This window comes from Acidimicrobiales bacterium (genome assembly GCA_035531755.1).
Classification (GTDB): domain Bacteria; phylum Actinomycetota; class Acidimicrobiia; order Acidimicrobiales; family UBA8190; genus DATKSK01.
On sequence record DATKSK010000071.1, the window covers coordinates 1 to 19,183 of the forward strand.

16 protein-coding genes and 1 other RNA gene are annotated in these 19,183 nt (G+C 69.0%); 7 read left to right on the plus strand and 10 right to left on the minus strand.

Translation table 11 applies throughout. From position 1 onward, the window contains the following. The 3 genes from smpB to ssrA form a co-directional block, all read left to right on the plus strand. A partial coding sequence (smpB, locus tag VMV22_13990; protein ID HUY23442.1) for an SsrA-binding protein SmpB occupies positions 1-501 on the plus strand: 501 nt, incomplete at its 5' end. Beyond that, positions 476-790 (plus strand): hypothetical protein, encoded by a 315-nt coding sequence (locus VMV22_13995; GenBank protein ID HUY23443.1) that lies wholly within the window; start codon positions 476-478, stop codon positions 788-790. The genes smpB and VMV22_13995, both read left to right, overlap by 26 nt. 331 nt (positions 791-1,121) lie before the next feature. Continuing rightward, positions 1,122-1,471, plus strand: a transfer-messenger RNA (tmRNA) gene (ssrA, locus tag VMV22_14000). Positions 1,472-2,077: 606 nt separating this feature from the next. Here ssrA and VMV22_14005 read toward each other — a convergent pair. Then, on the minus strand, positions 2,078-2,530 hold the full coding sequence (locus tag VMV22_14005; GenBank protein ID HUY23444.1) for a hypothetical protein: 453 nt from the start codon (positions 2,528-2,530) through the stop codon (positions 2,078-2,080). A 91-nt stretch (positions 2,531-2,621) separates the two neighbouring features. Between VMV22_14005 and VMV22_14010 the strand changes: the two genes are divergently transcribed. Further along, positions 2,622-2,864, plus strand: coding sequence for a CopG family transcriptional regulator (locus VMV22_14010; protein ID HUY23445.1), 243 nt, complete (start codon positions 2,622-2,624; stop codon positions 2,862-2,864). 14 nt (positions 2,865-2,878) lie between these two features. Beyond that, complete coding sequence (locus VMV22_14015) at positions 2,879-3,265, plus strand: PIN domain-containing protein (GenBank protein HUY23446.1); 387 nt, start codon at positions 2,879-2,881, stop codon at positions 3,263-3,265. Between the two features lie 458 nt (positions 3,266-3,723). Here the strand turns inward: VMV22_14015 and VMV22_14020 are convergent, their stop codons facing one another. Beyond that, positions 3,724-6,588: a TIR domain-containing protein gene (locus VMV22_14020; GenBank protein ID HUY23447.1), complete on the minus strand. Its 2,865-nt coding sequence runs from the start codon at positions 6,586-6,588 to the stop codon at positions 3,724-3,726. 225 nt (positions 6,589-6,813) lie between these two features. Between VMV22_14020 and VMV22_14025 the strand changes: the two genes are divergently transcribed. After that, positions 6,814-6,978, plus strand: a complete 165-nt coding sequence (locus tag VMV22_14025; GenBank protein ID HUY23448.1) for a hypothetical protein — start codon at positions 6,814-6,816, stop codon at positions 6,976-6,978. Positions 6,979-7,029: 51 nt separating this feature from the next. Here VMV22_14025 and VMV22_14030 read toward each other — a convergent pair whose 3' ends face one another. Next, complete coding sequence (locus tag VMV22_14030; protein HUY23449.1) at positions 7,030-8,004, minus strand: ATP-binding cassette domain-containing protein; 975 nt, start codon at positions 8,002-8,004, stop codon at positions 7,030-7,032. After that, entirely contained in the window at positions 8,004-9,053 is a 1,050-nt protein-coding gene (locus VMV22_14035) for an FtsX-like permease family protein (GenBank protein HUY23450.1), read from the minus strand. The genes VMV22_14030 and VMV22_14035 overlap by 1 nt, the downstream gene beginning before the upstream one ends. 357 nt (positions 9,054-9,410) lie before the next feature. Here VMV22_14035 and VMV22_14040 point away from each other — a divergent pair, with 357 nt between their 5' ends. Further along, on the plus strand, positions 9,411-10,772 hold the full coding sequence (locus tag VMV22_14040) for a hypothetical protein (GenBank protein HUY23451.1): 1,362 nt from the start codon (positions 9,411-9,413) through the stop codon (positions 10,770-10,772). A gap of 908 nt (positions 10,773-11,680) precedes the next feature. Here the strand turns inward: VMV22_14040 and VMV22_14045 are convergent. The 6 genes from VMV22_14045 to VMV22_14070 form a co-directional block, all read right to left on the minus strand. Next, complete coding sequence (locus VMV22_14045) at positions 11,681-13,387, minus strand: acyl-CoA dehydrogenase family protein (GenBank protein ID HUY23452.1); 1,707 nt, start codon at positions 13,385-13,387, stop codon at positions 11,681-11,683. Positions 13,388-13,635: 248 nt separating this feature from the next. Beyond that, on the minus strand, positions 13,636-15,165 hold the full coding sequence (locus tag VMV22_14050) for a sulfatase-like hydrolase/transferase (GenBank protein ID HUY23453.1): 1,530 nt from the start codon (positions 15,163-15,165) through the stop codon (positions 13,636-13,638). A 1-nt stretch (position 15,166) separates the two neighbouring features. Continuing rightward, entirely contained in the window at positions 15,167-16,342 is a 1,176-nt protein-coding gene (locus VMV22_14055) for a hypothetical protein (protein HUY23454.1), read from the minus strand. 277 nt (positions 16,343-16,619) lie between these two features. Next, the gene (locus VMV22_14060; protein ID HUY23455.1) at positions 16,620-17,423 is read right to left on the minus strand and encodes a pentapeptide repeat-containing protein; all 804 of its coding nucleotides are present in this window, start codon (positions 17,421-17,423) and stop codon (positions 16,620-16,622) included. A gap of 282 nt (positions 17,424-17,705) precedes the next feature. Further along, a complete protein-coding gene (locus VMV22_14065) occupies positions 17,706-18,419 on the minus strand; it encodes a YoaK family protein (protein HUY23456.1) in 714 nt (237 codons plus the stop codon). Between the two features lie 76 nt (positions 18,420-18,495). Beyond that, positions 18,496-19,065, minus strand: a complete 570-nt coding sequence (locus VMV22_14070; protein HUY23457.1) for a hypothetical protein — start codon at positions 19,063-19,065, stop codon at positions 18,496-18,498. Positions 19,066-19,183: the final 118 nt, after the last annotated feature.

Sequence of the window (19,183 nt, forward strand, 5' to 3'; positions counted from 1 at the left end):
GGGAGCGACCGGTTCCGCACCGTCGCCCGCAACCGGCGCGCCCGGCACGAGTACGACATCCTCGAGACCTTTGAGTGCGGCATCGCGCTGCAGGGGAGCGAGGTGAAGTCGCTGCGAGCGGGCAGGGTGACGCTCGCCGACGCCTATGCACGGGTCGAAGGCGGGGAGGCCTGGCTCCTGGGCGTGCATATCCCGCCCTACGAGCACGCCGCGGGATTCGGGGCCCACGAGCCCGAGCGGCGGCGCAAGCTGCTCCTGCACCGGGGAGAGATCGACGAGCTCATGGGCAAGACGCAGCAGCAGTCGCTCACCCTGGTGCCGCTCTCCATCTACTTCAAGGACGGCAGGGCGAAGGTGGAGCTCGCCCTGGCGAAGGGCCGACGCCTGTACGACAAGCGCCACGCCATCGCCTCCCGTGACGCCGAGCGTGATGCGGCGCGCGAGGCCCGCAGCGCGGCGGGCAAGCACGTGGCTCGTGGCGCGAGCCGCGAGCGCTACTGACCGACCGGCCTCGATCGTGCGCCTGGCGTTCACGTTCGGCGACGGGCGGCGCCACCACATCACGGCCGTGCTCGACGACAAGGTGGTGGGATACCACGCCATGGCCGACGACGGCCCCGCCCTCCCCCACGACATCGCCCACGTCGTCGTGGAATCGCTCGTCGAGTTGCCCCTCGGCTTCCGGGGCCTCGTCGCCGCCGGAGCGCACTTCGAGACGCGCGACCCGGCGACGGCAAGCGCCCCGAGGGTCGAGGCGCACCGACCCGCTCGTGGAACTACACCTGCCTGAGCTCCAGGTGGCCGGGGGACTCATGAACCTTTCCCACCACCAGCTGGCTCGCCCGACGAGGACGATCACGGGTACGTCACCGCCGCGGATGCGCTGTGCGCCGAGCGCGGGCAGCCGCTCCCGGCAGCCGTGGCGCCCGAGATCGTGGCCCGGGCCCGTCGGGTGCTGGCGACGCTGACCCGGTGGCAGGCGACAACGCCTGGAGAGACTCTCCGCCTGGCCTTTCCCCTCGGTGGCGAGCCGCCGTGATTGGCGGGGCGTGCCGCCGGAACGACGGCCCGCCAGTAGGATGGGGGTCGAGGGCTGCGCCGCAGTTCCGTGACAGACACACGGGGGTGATTGGCTTCGACTTCGGTCGTCGATTCGGGAGAAGCGAGCCGTGGTCTCCGGAGCCACGTTAAAGAGCCGGAAACCAAAACAAATGCCGAGCCTACGCTCGCCATGGCTGCCTAAGAGGTAGCCCGTCCGTCCGGTCTCAGCCCCGCAGGCCGGTAGCGGGCGTCATTCAGTGGGGCTTACCTGAACGGTTCCGCCGACCGGCCGCCAGGGACACCAAAGATCGGCTGGGGACCTGCGAATTCGCCGGCGGCGGCGCAGGACCCGAGACTTAGCCGCTGGCTGCGCTCGGAGAAGGCCCGATGAGAAGCTGAAGGACGCGGGTTCGATTCCCGCCACCTCCAAGGATGCTCAGGGGAGACCGTGAGCACCGTTGGAGGTGCGCCGACATCCACGTAACGGTCGTAGATCGACCGCGCCCAAGTTACGGCGTCGCTCACCCGGATGCCCGACGGCTGTGGACGCGTCCAGAGTTCGAGGTTCTCAGGTCGGTTGTCGTCTCGGATGCCGTTGATGTGGTGGACCGTTTCTCCCTCCACGAGATACCTCCGAAGTAGCTCTTCGGCCACCAGGATGTGTTCGAACACGTATGGGCTCCGTCCCGCCCGCGGGTGCCCAGGAACTCGCACCATGACGTAGCCGGCTTTATGCCGCGTACGCCCCCCCTTCCAGTTCCCATTGGCATCGCCGACTTCGGTTCTGCAGCCTCCACACGTCTCCGATTTGGCTTGCTTTGCCTTCCCGCAAGCACACAGGTCTTTGGCCCTGCAGGCTGGACACCGAAGATGCCGACTGGACGGGTGGAAGATCCTCCCGCACTCATCGCACTGCCTCTCACGCATGACCGACGGTAGCTCGGGGGTGTATCGAGCAATCGGTGCAGCTTTGCGAGCTGCACCGCGAGCACACCTACGGCGCCGTCGGCGCCGCTGTTCACGACGGCGCTGTCCGCTACGACGCGGTGCTCAGGGCGGCTTCGCCGCGACGGAGGACGGTTCCGTAGCCCCGTTCTCTCGCCACCTGCACTGCCTCTTGCACAGGAGCGGTCACAGCGGCCCCCGAATCCCCGCGCGCAGCCCGTGTGGGGCCGAGGTAGAGAAGCGAGTCGGCCAGGAAGAACGGGGACTCGCTCGCCCGGCACCGGGCGATGGACTCCGCGAACGCCTCCTCCGCCCCCTCGGCGTCCCCGAGCAGGGCCCGCAACCGGGCGATGGCGAGCGGCGCCGGACCGAGCGTCCCCAATCCTCCCCACGCCGCCCACCTGGACCAGAACGGCTCCATCCCCTCAAGCACGAGGCGTGCTTCGTCGATGGCCTCCAACTCGACCACCACCATCGCCAGCGTCGCCGTCATGGGGAGCAGGCCCGCATCGACGGCGTGCCCCCGCCAGGCCTCGGCGGGCAATTGTCGAGGTCAAGAAGGGTCAGGAGGGCGTCGTCGGGTTCGAAAGCATTCCCGCTAGCTCCACCTGATCTCAATGGTATGCTGGCATACCATGAAGCGCACTACCGTGAAGCTGCCAGACGAGCTCGACGCTCGACTGCGTCACGAGTCAGAACGCCGTGGTCGCACGGTGTCCGAGCTGACCCGCGACGCGATCGACCTGTACCTCGGCGGGTCGGACGGACAAGGTAAGCGGCACCTCCTCGCAGCGGGCGCCGGGCGAAGCGGGCACCAGGACATCTCCGAGCGTGTCGAGGAGATCCTGTCGAAGGAGCTCGGGGCATCGCACTCCTGATCGACACCGGCCCGTTGTACGCGTACATCGACGCCGACGACCGTCACCACGCCGAGTGCCTCGAGCTGCTCGAGACGCACCCTGGGCCGCTGCTCGTCCCGGTCCTCGTCGTGAGCGAGGTCACCCACCTCGTCGCGACGCGCCTCGGCATCGCACCAGAGGTCCGGTTCCTGGGCGATCTCGCTGCCGGCGCGCTGACCCCGGAGCCTGTCCTCGCCGGTGACTGGTTGCGCATCGCCGAGCTGACCGCGCGCTACGGCGACCTTCCGCTCGGCGCGGTGGACGCCTCCGTCGTGACAGCAGCCGAACGCTTGAAGATCAGTGAGGTCGCCACGTTGGATCGAAGGCACTTCAGCGTCATACGGCCGAGCCATGTGGCGGCCTTCGAGCTGCTCCCGTAAGGACGCTCACGGGAGCATCCAACCGTTCCCGCATTTGTCGCGAGTTCGACCACGGGAAACGCAACACCAAGGATGCTCAGGGGTCGCGAGAGCCTTCGCCAAAGACCTGGTAGGCGACATCGCCGTCGCCGATGCTCACGTACTTGGTCTCGGGAGGCTCCACAGTCTCGAGCGAGCCATTGCCACCGGCGGGGTTTGCCCGGGCCAGGATGCCACTTCGCGCGCCACGTCCTGAGGTATCACCGGCGGGTGAGATTCCGTGGAGTCGAGAGGAATCAGCTCAGCCTCTCGTCGATGGCCACGCTCCGGCGGATGAACGTCGCCTTCAGACGCCGGATATGCCCCTCCGACTCGCTCGAACTCGGTGGATCACGCCGTCCGAGGCTGTGACCTCGAAGGATGCCGTTTGTTCAACAGTCTCCTACTGGCGAGGCGCGCCTGGCCGGCGGCCCGGGACTTCAGCCCTCTGACGACTGCTGGCTCTCGGCCGCGGTCAAGGGGGTCACCACGGCGTGCTGGGCCGTCCGCAGCAGCGGGCCGGGGTCCTGGCAGTCGCTGCACACGTCCCAGACCCGGAGCTCACCGTCGTTGTCCAGGGTCGAGAACCGGCTCGGTGACGAAAATGCGATGAGCCATGCGTCGCTCGGATCGCTCTGGCTCCTGAGTAACCGTCCGCTGTCGGCGCTCCACGTCTGGACGTCACCGCTGATGGAAGTGGTCACGATGTAGCGGTCGTCGGGAGAGTAAGCGATGTCGGTCAGCCCGGTGCTGCCGATCAGCTGGAAGAGCCGTCGTCCTGTGCGCGGGTCGAAGACGTTGGCAATGCCGTCCCAGGAGGAGACGGCCAGCTGGGTCCCCGCGGTATTCAAGGCGAGGGCGGAGGCCCGGCCGCCGGAATTGAGCAGCAGCGGTTTGGAGTGGACAGCCACGTCGATCGTCCAGATGTGACCACAGAAGTCGAGCAGCACGTCGACGGTGCCCTTCGTGTTGGCCGTCGCATTGTTGACGCCGCACACCGCCGTGGTCGGGGTGGCGAAGAGCCGGGTGGCCACGGCTCGGCCGGTGAGCACGTCGTAGGTGCGTAGCAGCGCACCTTTGGTGGTCGCTCCGGCCAGGGCCAGCTCCAGGTAGCGCCCGTTGTCGGTCAGACCCATGAAGGCGGGGGTCACGATCCCCACCGGGCCGAGGGGCACGCCGCTGAGCGTACGGACGGGGCGCAGGTCGGTACCCTCCGACACGGTGACCGTCCAGCTGGGGCCCGAGCCGTTGGGTACGGCCACGGCGACGGTCGCCCCCGAGGTGGCGACGATGGCGTTGGGGTCGGTGCTGAGCGCGTGCTGCTTGATCGGCACACCTGCCGGCCACGACCACGTCGTCCACTGGCAGGACGGCACGCAGGTGCCCGTATTGGACATGAGAACCGACGAGAACGTGTGGGCGCCCCAGGCGAAGGACGCCGGGGCGAGCGCGCCGGTGTTCAGCCCGACCGTTCCCACGCCCGGGCCGGTCGCCCGATAGATGCGAGCTGAACCGTCCCAGGCGGACACCAGGACACTCGTGGCGTCGGGGCTGAAGGACACCGCGTCGAGGTCGGAGGTCTGACCGAGGAGTGGAGCAAGCTCGTCCTGGTGCGGCACGGACCACACGCTTCCCGCCCCGTCCGCCTCCCCGATGGCCAACCGGTCTCCCGTCTGGCTGAAGGCCAGGGTCTCGACGCCGATCACGCCGAAATGGGCCAGGGTGGACTGCTGCGTCCATGTGGCGGTATTCCACAGCGTCACCACAGTGGTCCGGGTACTCGAGACCGTGCTGTCGGCGACGGCCAGCGTGCTCCCGGCCGGATTGGCCGCCACCTCGACGGCGTCGCCCGGAACTCCCACGGTCAGTGTGCGCACCACCTGACCGGTCGTGGTGTCCACCACGAGGAACGTCCCCGCTTGGGTCCCGAGCACCATCTCCGAGCCATCGGCCACGAAGGCCATGCCGTAGAGGATGGGGAACGTGGTGCTCAGCATCCGACCGGTCCTGGTGGCCACGTTCCACAGCTCGATCTGGTCGGAGTTGGTCAGGACCGCCAGCTGGGAACCGTCCTGGCTGAAGGCCATGGTGCCGGGACTGCCGGTGGCCGATGGACCGGACAGGTGGGCCGGAGTCAGCTGCCTGGTGACCGTGCCGGTCGACGGGTCGACCAGATCGACGACCTTCGCGACGGCGACGGCGGCCAGGTCGTGGGCGGGGTCGAAAGCGAGCACACACGAATTCGCCCCGGCCAGGGTCTCGTGCCAGGCCACCGTGCCGGTCGATGCCCGGTAGGCGGTCAGCTGACCACCCACCGCCACCCGCAGGATCAGCGGCTCATGCACGTCGAATCGGGCCACCGGCTCGCAGTTGGTGGCCGACTTGGCCAGCGGAAGGGCGCGCTCGACGGTCGAGTGGTCGAGGGCCAGGCGCACCGCGTAGAGGGCGTCGGGCGTCGGGGACTCTTCGAGGGCCTTGCTGGCCACCAGGACGGACGTCTCGGGGTCCGACGTGAGCAGGTTCTGGCTCTCGGCGGCCAGCGCCCGGGAGCTGGCCGTCGTCTCGGCGGTGACGGCCTGGCTTCGAGAGATGAGGGCGAAGACCAGCAGGGCGATGGCCACCGCCGCAACCGACACCCCACCCACGGCAAACCTTCGCTGGCGACGCAGGTTCGACTGCCGACTAACCAGCAGGTACGAGCGCTGCAATTCGGTCGGTGGCGGGTCGGCCTCAGCCTGGGCCCCGGCCAGCCAGCCCTCCGCGGCGGCCAGCTCGTTACCCCTGAGCAGGAAGCTGCGGTCATGGCCCTCCCGGTCCCACTCGGCCGCCTTGACCAACCACCGGGTGTGCTCCTTGCGGTACTCCAGATCGGTGTCGACGGCCACCACAAGCCGATCGACGGAGCGCTCGAACTCGCGTTCGTCGACGAACGGGATCCAGTTGCGCTCGGCAATCGCGGTCGGGATCTCGTCGTCGGGAACGACCTCGTAGATCAGGGGGACGATGCGCTTGCCGAGACTGGCGGCATGGTCCACCTCGTGCCCGCAGTAGGCCGACGACAGGGATGCCGGGCTGATGACGAAGACAAATGCCTCTGACTCTTCGATGGCCCGTCGGATGGCGTCGGGAAAGACTTCGCCGTCGGCGATGGTGTGGAGGTCCAGCCACACGTCTTTGCCGTGTGCGGCAAGCGCATCGCTCAGGCGCGTTACGAAGTCGCTGTTCTGCCGCGAGTAGGAGAGGAAGATGTCCGCCATGTTGAGCCCACCCTTGTCGCTCGCCGTCCGCCCCTCATGATCGCGCAATGCTGAATCACGCCGGGTGGATCATTGCTCACCCTTCCTCGACCATTTTGTTGAGAAGGGCAACCCACCCGATGCGCCCATGCTCGCCGCCGCCGTCACCCGCGTCACGAAGCTCTTCGGCAAGGTGCCGAAGGCGGTCGTTCTCGTCGAGGAACGAGAAACGGAGAACGGTTCAACGTCCACCAGTCGACCCACAACCACCGGACAGTGGACGAGACGTCCGGCATGCAGGCCACATCCCACATCAACCCCACCAAGCCGGCCGTCCCGGGCAAGGCGGTGCGCAGGGAGTTCGAGTACAAGCGCAACGGCACCCAGGTGCTCTTCGCCGCCCTGGATGTCCACGACGGAGCGATCGCCGGCTGGGTGACGGATCCGGTGGACCCATGACGGTCGACCGCTACAGGCCGCGTACGTCACGATGACCAACGCACGAGAGCATCAGCGGCCGAAGAGCCTGTTCAGCTGCTGCTCGCCGAAGGCCTCCCGGAAGGCGCGGACCGTGTACCCGGTGATCACCGATCGCTCCCGGGCCCGGGCCGTGGCCGCCCGCGGGAGGTCGAACAGCGGCCCCATCTCTCCGAAGTGGTCGCCGGGCCCGGCCACGGCGAGGAGCTCCTCGGTGCCGTCGGGGTGCCGGCGCACGAGGTCCACGGCCCCCTCGTCGACGACGAAGATGAGATCGCCCCGCTCCCCCTGGTCGAAGACGACGTCGCCGGCGTCGAGGTCGACACGCTTGGGCCGGAGCTCGGATTCGATGAAGCGAGGCACCAGCTCGACGACCTGGTGGGCGAGAGCGAGCAGTCGGTCGTCGTGCGTCGCCACGGCCACCACCCTGCCCTCCGCCGACAGGCCGGCGACCAGCCGGAGGATCCCTTCGACCTGGATGTAGTCGAGATGGGCGGTGGGCTCGTCGGCCAGGACGACCGGCGGGTCGAGGGCGAGCGCCCGGGCGATGGCGACGCGCTGTTGCTGGCCCCCGGAGAGCTCACCGGGACGATGGTGAAGGCGCGCCTCGAGGTCCACCCGCTCGAGCAGGGCGACGGCACGGGCGCGGGCCTTCGCCGCGCCCACCCCGGCGGCCCACATCGGTGCCGCCACGTTGTCGAGCGCGCTGAGGCTGGGGATGAGGTTGAACGCCTGGAAGACCACGCCCACCTGGTGCCGGCGGTACTCGGTGAGCGCCGGGCCCTCGAGCCCGGTCACCTCCACGCCGCCGACGCTGATCGAGCTGGAGGTCGGCTTGAGGATCCCGGCGATGCACGACAGCAGGGTCGTCTTCCCGCAACCGCTCGGGCCGAGCAGCAGGGCGAGGGAGCCCTCCTTGACGGTCAGGTCGAGCCCGTCGATGGGACGGATCGAATAGTCGCCGCTCGCGTACTCGACGGTGAGGTCGCGGATCACCAGCTCGGCCATCACGGTCCCCCGAAGGCCATGGCGGGCTGCACCGCGTTCACCCGCCGGAGCCCGGCCACGCTGGCGAGCAGCCCGATGACGACCGCCAGCCCCGGAAGAGCTCCGAGCGCCCAGCCCGGTATGTCGACGACGATGGGGAACGTCGGCACGAGGATCACGCCGAGCGCCACGGCGATGACGGCGGCGCCGAGGGAGATGACGGTCGCCTGCAGCGCCATGCCGGAGATCAACTGGGAGTTGGCCGAGCCGGTCGCCTTGAGCACGGCGAAATCGCGGGTCTTCTCCAGGGCGGAGATGTAGACCACCGAGCCGATGATGCAGGCGGCGATCAGCCAGAGGAACAGCTCGAGGAAGGATATGACCTGCTGGGCCTTGGCGAGCGCCCTGGTCATGTCCGACTTGACGGTGGCGGGCGACAGCAGCCGGTACCGGGCGGGCACCCGGAGCGGCTCGCCGCGCAGCAGCACGGCAGTCACCTGGCGCTGGCCCTCGAACACGAGCTGCTGGGCGGCGCGCATGGTGACGAACATGTTCGGGGTGCCCGCCAGCAGCGTGGAGTGGCGCAGCAGGCCGACGACGGTGAACGACCTCGTTCCCATGGTGATGTGCTGGCCGAGCCCGTCGCCGAGGGAGGAGTCGACCATCGTCTCGTCGTCACGCCGGGGTCGCCGACCCTCGACCGGTGCGGGGAAACCGAGGTTCCCACGGCTGACGCCGAACAGGTTCACGTTCGAGGGCCGGGAGAGCGGCCCGACGGACTGAAGCCCGTAGATGAGCCCGGCGGCTTCCCGCACCCCGGGCGAGGAGGCCAGCTGCGCGATGGCCGTATCCGGGATCGGTAGGCCGCTCGTGAACGGACCCGGGGTCCCGGCGTGGACGACCCAGGCGTCAGCCCCGAAGCCCTGTATGGCGCGGTCGGCCTCGACGCCGAAACTGCTCGCCACCCCGGCGAGGATCAGCGCCACCGTGAAGACGAGCGACGTGCCGAGGACCGAGATCACGAAACGCCGCCTGCGCCACTGCAGGTCGCGCAGCGCGAGTCTCCACATCGTCCCCCCTGTCAGCGTGTGCCGGGTCCTGACCGCGCCCGCGGTCGGATCAATACACAGCCCCGTCCGCGCCGGCCGCCGACGACGGCACGTCGGCGAGCACGTGTGGTCCAGGCCGTGAGGTAGGACGGTGAGGTAGGACGGTGAGGTAGGACGGTGAGATGTTCTCAGGCCGGTTGTCGTCCCGGATGCCGTTGATGTGGTGGACCGATTCTCCCTCCATGTCACGCCGAGGTTTTGAAAGCATCCCCCTGGCTCCATGACCGCCGCCTCCACGACGAAGGGTGATCCGGCAACGGAACACTCGGTGTTCCTGAAACCCACGGTTCCGGCCTGACCCCGACATAGGCTCGAAGCGTGAATTGGGCCCAGCGGAAGGTCGATGTCGCTGCCGAGGGCCAACGGTACGCTCTCGGTCGTACGACCGAATTCGACGGCATCTGGCGCAAACGGCCGTGGGGATGGCGGCTCGTCTCACGGTATCCTCGCACCGAAGAGGGCTGGCGAGTCGCGTCAGCGCAGTTCTCGGACTGGGAGCCGTACGCCCAGGTCGAGGGGAGCCGGATCCTCTTTCGCGACGAGGCACCCTCACCCCGTCGGCGGCGACGGATCTGGGGATGGTCGCTCATCGCCATCGTGGCAGCCGTCACCGCGGCGGGCGGCGTCGTGCTGAGCCGCAACGGATGGAGTCTCTCGCCTGCCGGTTCGGCTGCCACCGGCGGTCGCCCGACCGCACAGGTCGTCGGTCCGGGACACCTGGCCACGGGTCCCGACTTCATCGACTACATCCAGTGGCATGACCTCGGAGGCCGACTCACCGGGTCGGCGCACGTCGTCACCCTCACCGGCCATGCCCCAGACCTGAATACGGCCACGAGGACGCTGGCAGTGAGCGGGACGCTCAACGCCTCGACGATCAGCCTGAGCTTCGACGGCAGCCCGGCGGCGTTCGGAGCCCTGTCGGGAGGATCGTTCACGGTGGACTTCCCGCAACCCGGAAGCGCTCTCGCACCGGTCACCTTCGTCAGCGCATCGGCGTTGCAGTACGCCCGAGCTGTCGCAGCGTTGGGCGACCAGATGGCGCAGGCCAATCAGGTGGCGGCGAGCGCCCGGACACTGAAGACCGAACAGCACGCGATCACCAGTGACGCCACGGCCGTCGCCTCCGACATCAAGCGCCTCTCGGATCTGTCGTCGCTCACGGCAGCTGTCGAGTCGGTGGGGACCTCGGTGCAGCAGGTGACGACCGACTTGACCCAGGTGCAAGCCGATCTGGACAAGGTGCTGGCCGAGGCCCCCCAGGGGAACAAGAGCCAGATCTGCTCCGATGCCTCGCACGTGGTGGCGAGCGCCGCGCAGAAACTGGCGTACGACACCGCGCAGAAACTCGAATACGACGCCACGCAAGGTGTGGAGAACCAGGTGGGTGTCCTGCGTGGCAACGTGACGTCACTGCAGAGTGATTTCGCCCAGCTCCAGTCGGACCAGTCGGTGCTGCCTGGCTACCGGCCTCCCAACCAGCCGGGTCGACGAGTGGTGACGCAAACCCTGGCGGGAACCAACAACGCCCTCACATCAGCCGTCACCACGACCAACGGCGACATCGACCAGGCCAACACCATCGTCGCCACCGCCTACGGCTACCTCGCCGAGGCCTTCCAGGTCGGGAGCTGCGGTTCGCCCCCCGCGACCCCCGACCCCCAGCAGGACATCGAATGAACGGACTCGACGTGCAGCGGTGCACGATGGATGCTAGAGCCCGGGACTACATCCGTCGGTGCCCACGGGTGGAAACGTCGAGTCGTCAGATCCCCTCGCAGCTCTAGAGGCGGTACGCAAGGTAGCCGGGCCGAACGCGGCGCTGTAGGAGGTCCACGGGTGACAGCCGCCTTGGTGCAGGCCGCCGATGACGCCGACGACCGACCAGCCATGGCCACGGTGCTGGAGCCACGGTGCGCCGCTCGTCCCGGCCGCGTACGGGCTGCAATTGAACGCTGGATATCCGGCGTCGTAGTAGACGCGTGTCGTGCAGGCGATCGGATCGTCGTTGCGTCCGAGTGAGTAGGCGGGCACCGTGACCTGGCTACCGGAGACAGGCGCTGTCCCGAGCTGGTTGGCCCCGGTGACCTGTTGGATCTGTTCCGGGTGTCCATTGACCTGATGCGGCGCCACCACGAGAAACGCGAAGTCGTCCCGGGGCGCTCGCCGGGCGATCCACCCGGGCGCACCGTAGGCCCCCGTGACCGTCCAGGAGCCGAACGGCTCGATGCCGTGGTCATAGCCAGGAGCGAAGACATACCCAGCAGCCGTCCCCGCGATGCAGTGCGCCGCGGTGATCAAGAGATCTCGCCCTGGGCTGCCGACCACACTTGCGGTGCACGTGTGAACCGGAACGCCGGGCGGGAACAGGGCCCCCACCGTCAGGTTCCCACTGAAATGATGTGCGGTCGGCGGGCTCGCGGCTGTGCCTCCGCCCCCACTCCGCCCGCTTGCGGCCGGCCCGCTCGCAGATGTGCATGCGCCGAGAAGGGTGACCATGGCCACGATGGCGATGGCAATGGCGATGGACAGGCGGTGGTTCCCACCCCGGGTACGCGAACCAAGCACGCCCGGAGCTGGCCGGGCCGTCATCCTGCGGTTGCGTCGCCGAGAACGGCCTCCACGAGCTCGTGCCATCCCGGTTCCTCTTCTGGACGGTGTCCTGGGATCAAATGGAGACGCACGAACAGCGCCACCACCGCCCTCTTCTCGGCGTCGGCTCCTTTGACGGCCTCCGAGAGCAAGCACGATGCCTGGACGACGCGGGTCAGTTGGTCGAGGTGACGACGGAAATGGGCGCCAGCCCCCTCGGGTTCGGTCAGGGCGCGTCGCAAGCGGGGCTCGAGGTCACTCAGCGCGGCAGCGACCGAGGCGCCGTCATCGCTCTCGCCAGCTGTGGCCAGCTCGCCCCGGACCCATGTCAGCACGTGGTCAAGAAGGCCGAGGCGGACGCAGTCCCGGTGCACCTGGGCACACAGCACGTTGTGGGTGCCCTCCCAACTCTCGAACACGACGGCATCGCGGTAAAGGCGGGGAAGCGGGGAGAAGTCCTCGATCGTGCCGTTGCCGCCGAGCACCTCGATCCCACGGTGCACGACATCAGTAGCGGTGATCGAAGTGAGGTACTTGTTGGCGTTGACGAGGAGCCGGTAAACAGCAACCTCAGGTTCGGAGGCCTGGCCGCTATCGACGTCGTCGAGCAGCCCTGTAAGCGCCATCGTCGAGGCCAGCGCGGCCTGCTCCTCAACCTTCATCACCGCCAACTGCCCACGCACAGCTCGGAACGATTCAACGGCCTGCCCGAACGCCTGGCGGTGGCGCGCGAAGCTCGAGGCCTCCAGATACGCGCGTCGCATGAGTGCGGTCGAGCCCACGGCGTTCAGCCACCGGGAGGTGTTGAGCAGCTCCTCCACGGCGACACGGAACCCCTCCTCGACCCCACCGATGGGCCAGCCCAGGGCGCCGTCGAAATCGATCTCCGCCGAAGCCAGACAACGTGTCCCGAGCTTGTCCTTCAACCGCCGGATGCGAAAGCCGTTGGGAGTGGCGCCGTCGAGGCTCCGGGGTACGAGGAAACACCCCAGACCGCCGGTGCCCTCGCCGGCGCCGTCGGGGCGGGCGGTCACGGCGAAGAGGTCGGCATCGGCGACCGAGCAGAACCACTTCTCACCGGTGATCCGCCAGGCCCCGGGCTCGGTCGCGTCGGGCACCGCACGCGTCACGTTGGCGCCCACGTCGGAGCCCCCTTGGACCTCGGTGAGGAATTGCGATCCTCGCAGGCACCGGTCGTAGTCGATCTCGAAGAGCCCCGACGCGTAGCGGGCGTTGAGCTCGGGTGAGCCCCGGCGCTCGACCGCCCGCGCCAGACCGGCGGTGCACACGACCGGGCAGCTGTGGCCACCTTCGCCCGCGTGTGCCAACAGGTAGAACAAGGCCGCTTGCTCGAAAGCACCGCGTCCGCCCCGATTCACCGCCAGGATCTCCGACGCCCACACCGCCTGGCCGGCGCGCTGGTAGTCGGGGTGGAACTCGATCTGGTCGACCCGCCGTCCGATGCCGTCGTACGGGATGTGAGCGGGCAGCTCGCGGTGGCGCTCCAGGGTCTCGACCGCGGGATCGATGACCTCGGCGACCACACGGCCGAAGTCCCGAAGGCGTGGCTCCATGGAGGCGGTACGCGTGACGCCAGCCCGGATGTCGAGCACCGACCGCAGGTTGGGTGTCGCCTCGTAGTAATTCGTCGGACGCGAATCCAGCCACCGGGCGAGGTCCTGGCGTCCCGGCTGCTCGATCACATCCCCATTCTGCTCCCATCCAACGCGCGAGTGGCAAGTCCACGCGGTCGGCATGTGCGAGGTGCCGGCCGCGCCAGCGAGGTGGACTCGGGGACTGCCGGCCCCGTTGCGCGGCCGCCTCGGTGTCGAGACGCCCTTGCCCCCGCACGTGGCCCGGGGGCCGCACCGCGGAGAGGACCGGTCACCGCCAGCGACACCGGCCAGGCGGCATGTGCCGATCCTCCTCGCCACCCCTCGAGAGCGGACCCTCAGGGCGTGAAGATGCTCTCGTGGGGACGGGCGGGCGGCGTGCTGAAGAACGGACGCACCCGAGTCTCCATGAGCTCGTCCACGGTCGAGGCCGACAGCGGGTCGTGGAGCAGGTCGTGGTCCTCGTCGGGATCGTCGTGGAGGTCGAAGAGCTGACACGGGGTGCCGGCATCTTCGTCGACGATGATCTTGTACCGGTCGGTCTCGAACGAGGCGAAGCCCCAGTTCTCGCTGACCGACACCGAACGCGCCGGCGGCGGGACGCCGTTCGCATAGCCGAGCAGGGACCGGCCCTCTCCCCCGGGCAGCTCGGGAGCACCGGCGATCTCGCGGACGGTGGCGGGTACGTCGAAGTGCTCGACCAACGCGTCGACGACCGCTGGTGGGCATCCGCCCGGTGGGCGCACGATCAGCGGGATGCGCACCGCCGGCTGGTAGAGCACGCATTTCGACATGAGCCCGTGGTTGCCGCCCATCTCGCCGTGGTCGCTGGTGTAGATCACCCATGTGTCGTCGAGGGCGCCCTTCTGTTCGAGCGCCGCCAGAATGCCGTCCACGGCGTCGTCGATCACGGTGATGTCAGCACTGTATGCACGACGCATGCCGCGAATGGCATCGTCGGTCATGGTCTCGGTGTCCGACAACCACAGGAACGAGTTGAGCAGTGCCCCGTAGCGGCCCGTTCCGTCGACGGTGGGCCGACGTGTCGAGCGTGGCATCGACACCTCGACGTCGCGGTAGCGGTCGACTGCCGATCGGGGCGCATCCCAGGGGTCGTGCGGTCCGGGGAAGCCGACGAACAGGAAGAAGGGCTCCGGACGGTCGTACCCGTCGATCCAACGGACCGCCTCGGCGCCGTGCCAGGCGTCGACGTACGCATCGAGTGGAACGGGCATCGGCGTGGCGTCCCACATGGGCACCCGCTTGGTGGCGTTCTGCCCGGTCTCGGCGTCGCCCTGGTAGCTGCGGTCGGCGATGTGCTGCAGGTACACGTCCAGCAGGCCCCGCTCGCGGAGGTGGTCGGTGTAGCGATTGGGTATCTCTCCGGGGAACTTGTCGCCGGTCTCCCGGACCTCGGTGAACCCCAGGCTGGTGAGGCGCCAGGCCAATTCGTCGATGTGTGCCGCCTGTAGGATCTCGTCGCGGTACAGGTGTGCCTTGCCCAGGAGGGCCGTGTGGTAGCCGGCCGAGCGCAACGCCCAGACGTAGGTCGGTGCATCGGGCGGGATCTCGGCCCAGTTGGTGTAGACGCCGTGATCCCTGACGTAGCGCTCCGTCATGAACGAGGCCCGCGCCGGCATGCACAGCGGACCCTGGCACGACACCCGCGAGAACCTGACCCCTTCGGCGGCAAGCCGGTCGAGGGCCGGCGTGAGCACGCCGTCGTCCCCGGCACAGCCCATCATGTCGCCACGGTGCTGGTCCGACATGACAACCACGATGTTCGGTGCGCGCGACGTCACTCTCGTCCTCCCGGGCTCGTCTGGGGCGCGGTCGGGAGCCCCGTCACCGCACCCGGGCTCCCCCACCTCACCACACCGGCCATCCCGACGGCAGGACGCCCGTCGACGGATCGTTCTGCGCGATGCCCGGCGGCGCGCCCAACGACGCGAGCAGCTGGGAGAAGCTCGTCCCGAAGGCGGTGGAGTTGGCGCCTGAGAACTGCCCGGCGTCGTTGGCCATGCTGAGGCCGTCGCCCGACGGGTCGGCCCAGCCCGTCTCGATGCCGTCGGGGCCCTCGTACATCATGCCGAGAACGGTCCCGGCCGTGACGGACTGGCCCACCGCCACCATGGGGTCGATGTCCTCGGCGGCGAAGACGGCAAGTCCACCGGCCGGCCCGTCGTCGAGGCGGTAACTGATGAAGGTGCCACCGGGCCAGCCGGCGTTCACCGTGCTCAGCACCACACCGTCGCCGATGGCATAGATCGGCCCGTACCCGCTGTAGTCGACCCCCTGGTCGATACGTTCCGGCGTGAGAGCCTCGACCGACCGAAGGGGGTTGGCGTACGAGCCTGGCGAAGGGTCGAACGTCACGGTGACCGGATGGGCCGCCGCAGCCGCGGCCGCCTGCGCGGCCATGGCCTGCTCCGCGGCTTTCGCCGCCGCCAGGCGCTGCTGGGCGGCGGCTGCCAGCAGGGCTTGCAGGTTGCCCTGGACCTGGCTGAGCAACGTGTCGTCGCGGTCGAGCGCGGCCTGCGCTGCTTGGCGCGCGCCGGCCAACTGCTGCACGCTGGAGGCAGCCTGGGCCTTGGCCGCCTGCAGCTGGGTCTCCGCGGACTGGGTGCGCTGCGAATCCAGCTCGACGGCGTCGATGGCGTCGTGGAACCTGTCGGTCACGTCCTGCGCGTACTGCTGCCTGGCTGCCAGCGTGGTGACGTTCTGAGTGTCGAACAGTGCGAGCGCAGCGCCGTCCCCGGCCCCGGTCATGTAGCTCTTGAGTGCCAGTGCCCTCAGCGTGGCGGTGTCCTGGGCCTGCGCGCGTCGGTCGTCGTCGAGATGAGCCCGGGCGGCGTCGAGCTCGGCCCCGATGGCGGTCTCGTGCGCCTGCGCCTCGTCGTAGCTGACCACCAGGCGCTGCACCTCAGCACCGTCCTCGGCGATGCGCGTCCCCAGCTGGGCGATCTGCGTTTGGTCGGAGTTCACGTCCGCCGACGCCCTGACGGGGAAGACGACGACCGTTGCCGTGACGGCCGCGCCGATCACCCCGACGAGCGTGACGGCCCGCGCCCGTGATGGACGCAGCCCACGGCGTTGCCGGCGGGCCCTGGCGACCGTGGTCCCGCCATGTGTGGGCATAACGGGGAACCACGTTATGCAATTCCCGACGGTCAGATCCAGGTTTCCGTCGCGGACCCCGGCGGACGCTGGGGCTCTCGGACAGAGGAACCACGCCCTCGCGCCGGGGGTGACCGGGTCCAGGCTCGGGGTGGTGTGTCGCCCTCGTGGAGGCAGTGTCGCAGTCGCTACCTCGGAGGCGTCGTCAACACCCCAGCAGGCCGGCGAGTGAGCCGCTCGGGCACGCTGCTCCTGTCCAGGTGACGCCGGAGAGCACCGCACCGGCCAAGTTGGCGCGGACGAGCGTGGCGTTGGTCAGGTTGGCATTGGTCAGCGTGGCCGCCATGAGCTTGGCCTTGAACAGCGTGGCGCCGGTGAGGTTGGCGCGGGTGAGGTTGGCGCCCGAGAGCACGGCGCCTTCGAGATGGCCGTTCGTGAGGTTGGCGCCGACGAGGTCGACGCCTCGCGCCTTGGCGTACACGAGCCTGGTTCCGAGGAGCTTCGCCCCGCTGAGGTTGGCGCCGACGAGCGCGGTGCGGATCAGGTTGGCACCCGAGAGCGTGGCCGTCGACAGCACGGCGTGGTCGAGATGGGCCCTGAGGAGGCTGGCGTTGGTGAGGTTCGCACCGGTGAGGTTCGCACCGGTGAGATGTGCGCCATCGAGCGTCGCGTTCGACAGCGCGGCGTTGCCGAGTGTCGCTCCGGTGAGGTTGGCGCCGGTGAGGTTGGCACTGGTCAGTGTGGTGCCGGACAACACGGCGTGGACGAGACGGGTGCCGCTGAGTTTGGCGCCGGCCAGGTTGGCTCCTGACAGCGTGGCGCGGGCCAGGTTGGCTCCTGACAGGTCGGTGCCCGCCAGCTGGGCCCCGGTCAGGTTGCAGCCGTGGAGGTCCACGAGGGGGGCAGGCGTGGCCTGGCAATTGACTGCGGCCGATGCCGGCGAGGCCAGGCCCACGGTCACCGAGAAGGCGCCGACGAGCGCGACACCCAGGCCGATGGCGACACGCATCCTGTGGAATCCCAAGCGGCGGACCATGGCGTCAGGACCTCCTCGAGTCCAGAGTTGACCATCCCGCTCCGAGACCATGAATCCCCAAATCTGACGAACTGCGCCGGAATGCTCCGATGTGACGTTCAGCACTCGAATCCTCACTCCGGGAGATCGCACCGGCGGAACGAGGAGCGGGTACGCAGACCCCTGCGGTCGACGACGGCGTCGTCGTCAAAGACCTCGTCCCGGTCTGACGGTCTGACGCGCTGACGGTCTGACGCGCTGGGCGGCGCTCGACGCTCAGCTGACGCGATCGGGGCCGGCGGAGCGCGACGTCCAGGCGACGACGGCGGCGACGGCCAGGGCGATGGCGAGCGGATAGACCTTCTGGCCGTGCACGATGAGGACCGCCCCGACCAGGGCGCCTGCGAACATGGCCGCGACCGCGAGCAGGCGGCGCCCTGCGGTCGCGCCGCGCCCACCGGCGACAGAGCTGTCGGCGGCGATGCCGGTGATCGTCAAGGTGAGCACCGTCGTGGTGAGATCCGGGACGGCGAGCGTGCGGGCAGTGGCGTTCTGAATCCCCATCGACGCGCCGAGCACGGCGATCAGGGCGTACCGCCAGGAACCGGCGAGCGCGGGCCCGCTCAGGCCTGCCAGCGCCACGGAGGACGCCACGAAGACCGCCTGGATCGTCGTGCCCGTGCGCAGGAGTTGTCCACGGTCGTCCGGTCTCGTCGAGGCGACCCGCCCACCGACCCCGGCACCGACGCCGAACGACGCCAGGGCGGCGAGCGACGCCCCGATCGAGAACCCGGGCGCTCCAACCAGTGCGAACGCCAGGAACACCACGTTCCCGGTCATGTTCGCCACGAAGACATGGCCGAGCACCAGGTAGCTGAACGCGTCGACGAGGCCCGTCACCAGCGTCATGGCGAGGAGCAAGGGTGGCAGCAGTCCATGGGGACCTGCCCTGTCAGGGGCGATCGTCTGACGGAGCTCCGTGAAGAACATGTTCACGGGTACGCGTCCGGGGCGCTCCTCACGACGATGGTGAGGATGAAGGCACCGGCTGCGCGCCTCGACTCGCTCAGGGCGCGGAGGTCGGGACCGACCCCTCCGGCACGACGGTGATGTTGACGGCGAATTCGCCCGACCGTAAGGTGCCGATGCTGGACGACGCGCTCCCGGACAGGACCTCGACGGTCCATCCCGAGCCGGTGGCCGTGAACGACGCGCCGGTGAGCGTCACCGTGGTCGACGTCGAGCCCGCGCTCGTGGTCGCCGTCACTTGGGTGGACCCCGACTCCACGTTGGTGAGCGTGTACCCCGCCGACCGGAACTTGGACTCGTAGGCGGCGGTCCCGGTGGTGACGGCGCCGGTCACGGCGAACGCCGCATCCCACCGGTTGCTCGTACCCGCCCCCCCGAGCACCCGCGAGCCGTCGGGCACGGGCACGTTCGACGGGAATCCGGTCGGCAGCGCCCCGCTCGAGCCGGAGAAGCTGTGGCCGAGGACATTGCCACTGATCCCGTTCTTCGACAGGTGCAGGCTGCACGCCGAGAGCGCCAGGGCCGCCACGACCGCCATCGGCACCCCGAGGACGACCCGGCCGCGGCGCAAGGTGATCAGGAACCGTCGGCATGTCCTGCCCGTCATACCTTTCGAGCCTCCCGCCGTGCCAGCGCTGCCGGTCGTGACGAGCATGGGCGCACCTCCCGCTCCCGTGTGGTTTTCGCGGCCCGACGGGGCCTTATCGGTCACGGTACCCGTCCGC

What these genes read in the sequence shown, in the direction of transcription:
- VMV22_14025 (HUY23448.1), top strand. Translation starts at nt 6,814, where the DNA reads ATGCAGGCCACATCCCACATCAACCCCACCAAGCCGGCCGTCCCGGGC.
- VMV22_14060 (HUY23455.1), bottom strand. Translation starts at nt 17,423, where the DNA reads ATGCGTGTCGCCATCGGCCTGGGTGTCGCGCTCGTCGGCGCCTTCTCG.
- VMV22_14030 (HUY23449.1), bottom strand. Translation starts at nt 8,004, where the DNA reads ATGGCCGAGCTGGTGATCCGCGACCTCACCGTCGAGTACGCGAGCGGC.
- VMV22_14010 (HUY23445.1), top strand. Translation starts at nt 2,622, where the DNA reads ATGAAGCGCACTACCGTGAAGCTGCCAGACGAGCTCGACGCTCGACTG.
- VMV22_14065 (HUY23456.1), bottom strand. Translation starts at nt 18,419, where the DNA reads ATGTTCTTCACGGAGCTCCGTCAGACGATCGCCCCTGACAGGGCAGGT.
- VMV22_14070 (HUY23457.1), bottom strand. Translation starts at nt 19,065, where the DNA reads ATGACGGGCAGGACATGCCGACGGTTCCTGATCACCTTGCGCCGCGGC.
- VMV22_14035 (HUY23450.1), bottom strand. Translation starts at nt 9,053, where the DNA reads ATGTGGAGACTCGCGCTGCGCGACCTGCAGTGGCGCAGGCGGCGTTTC.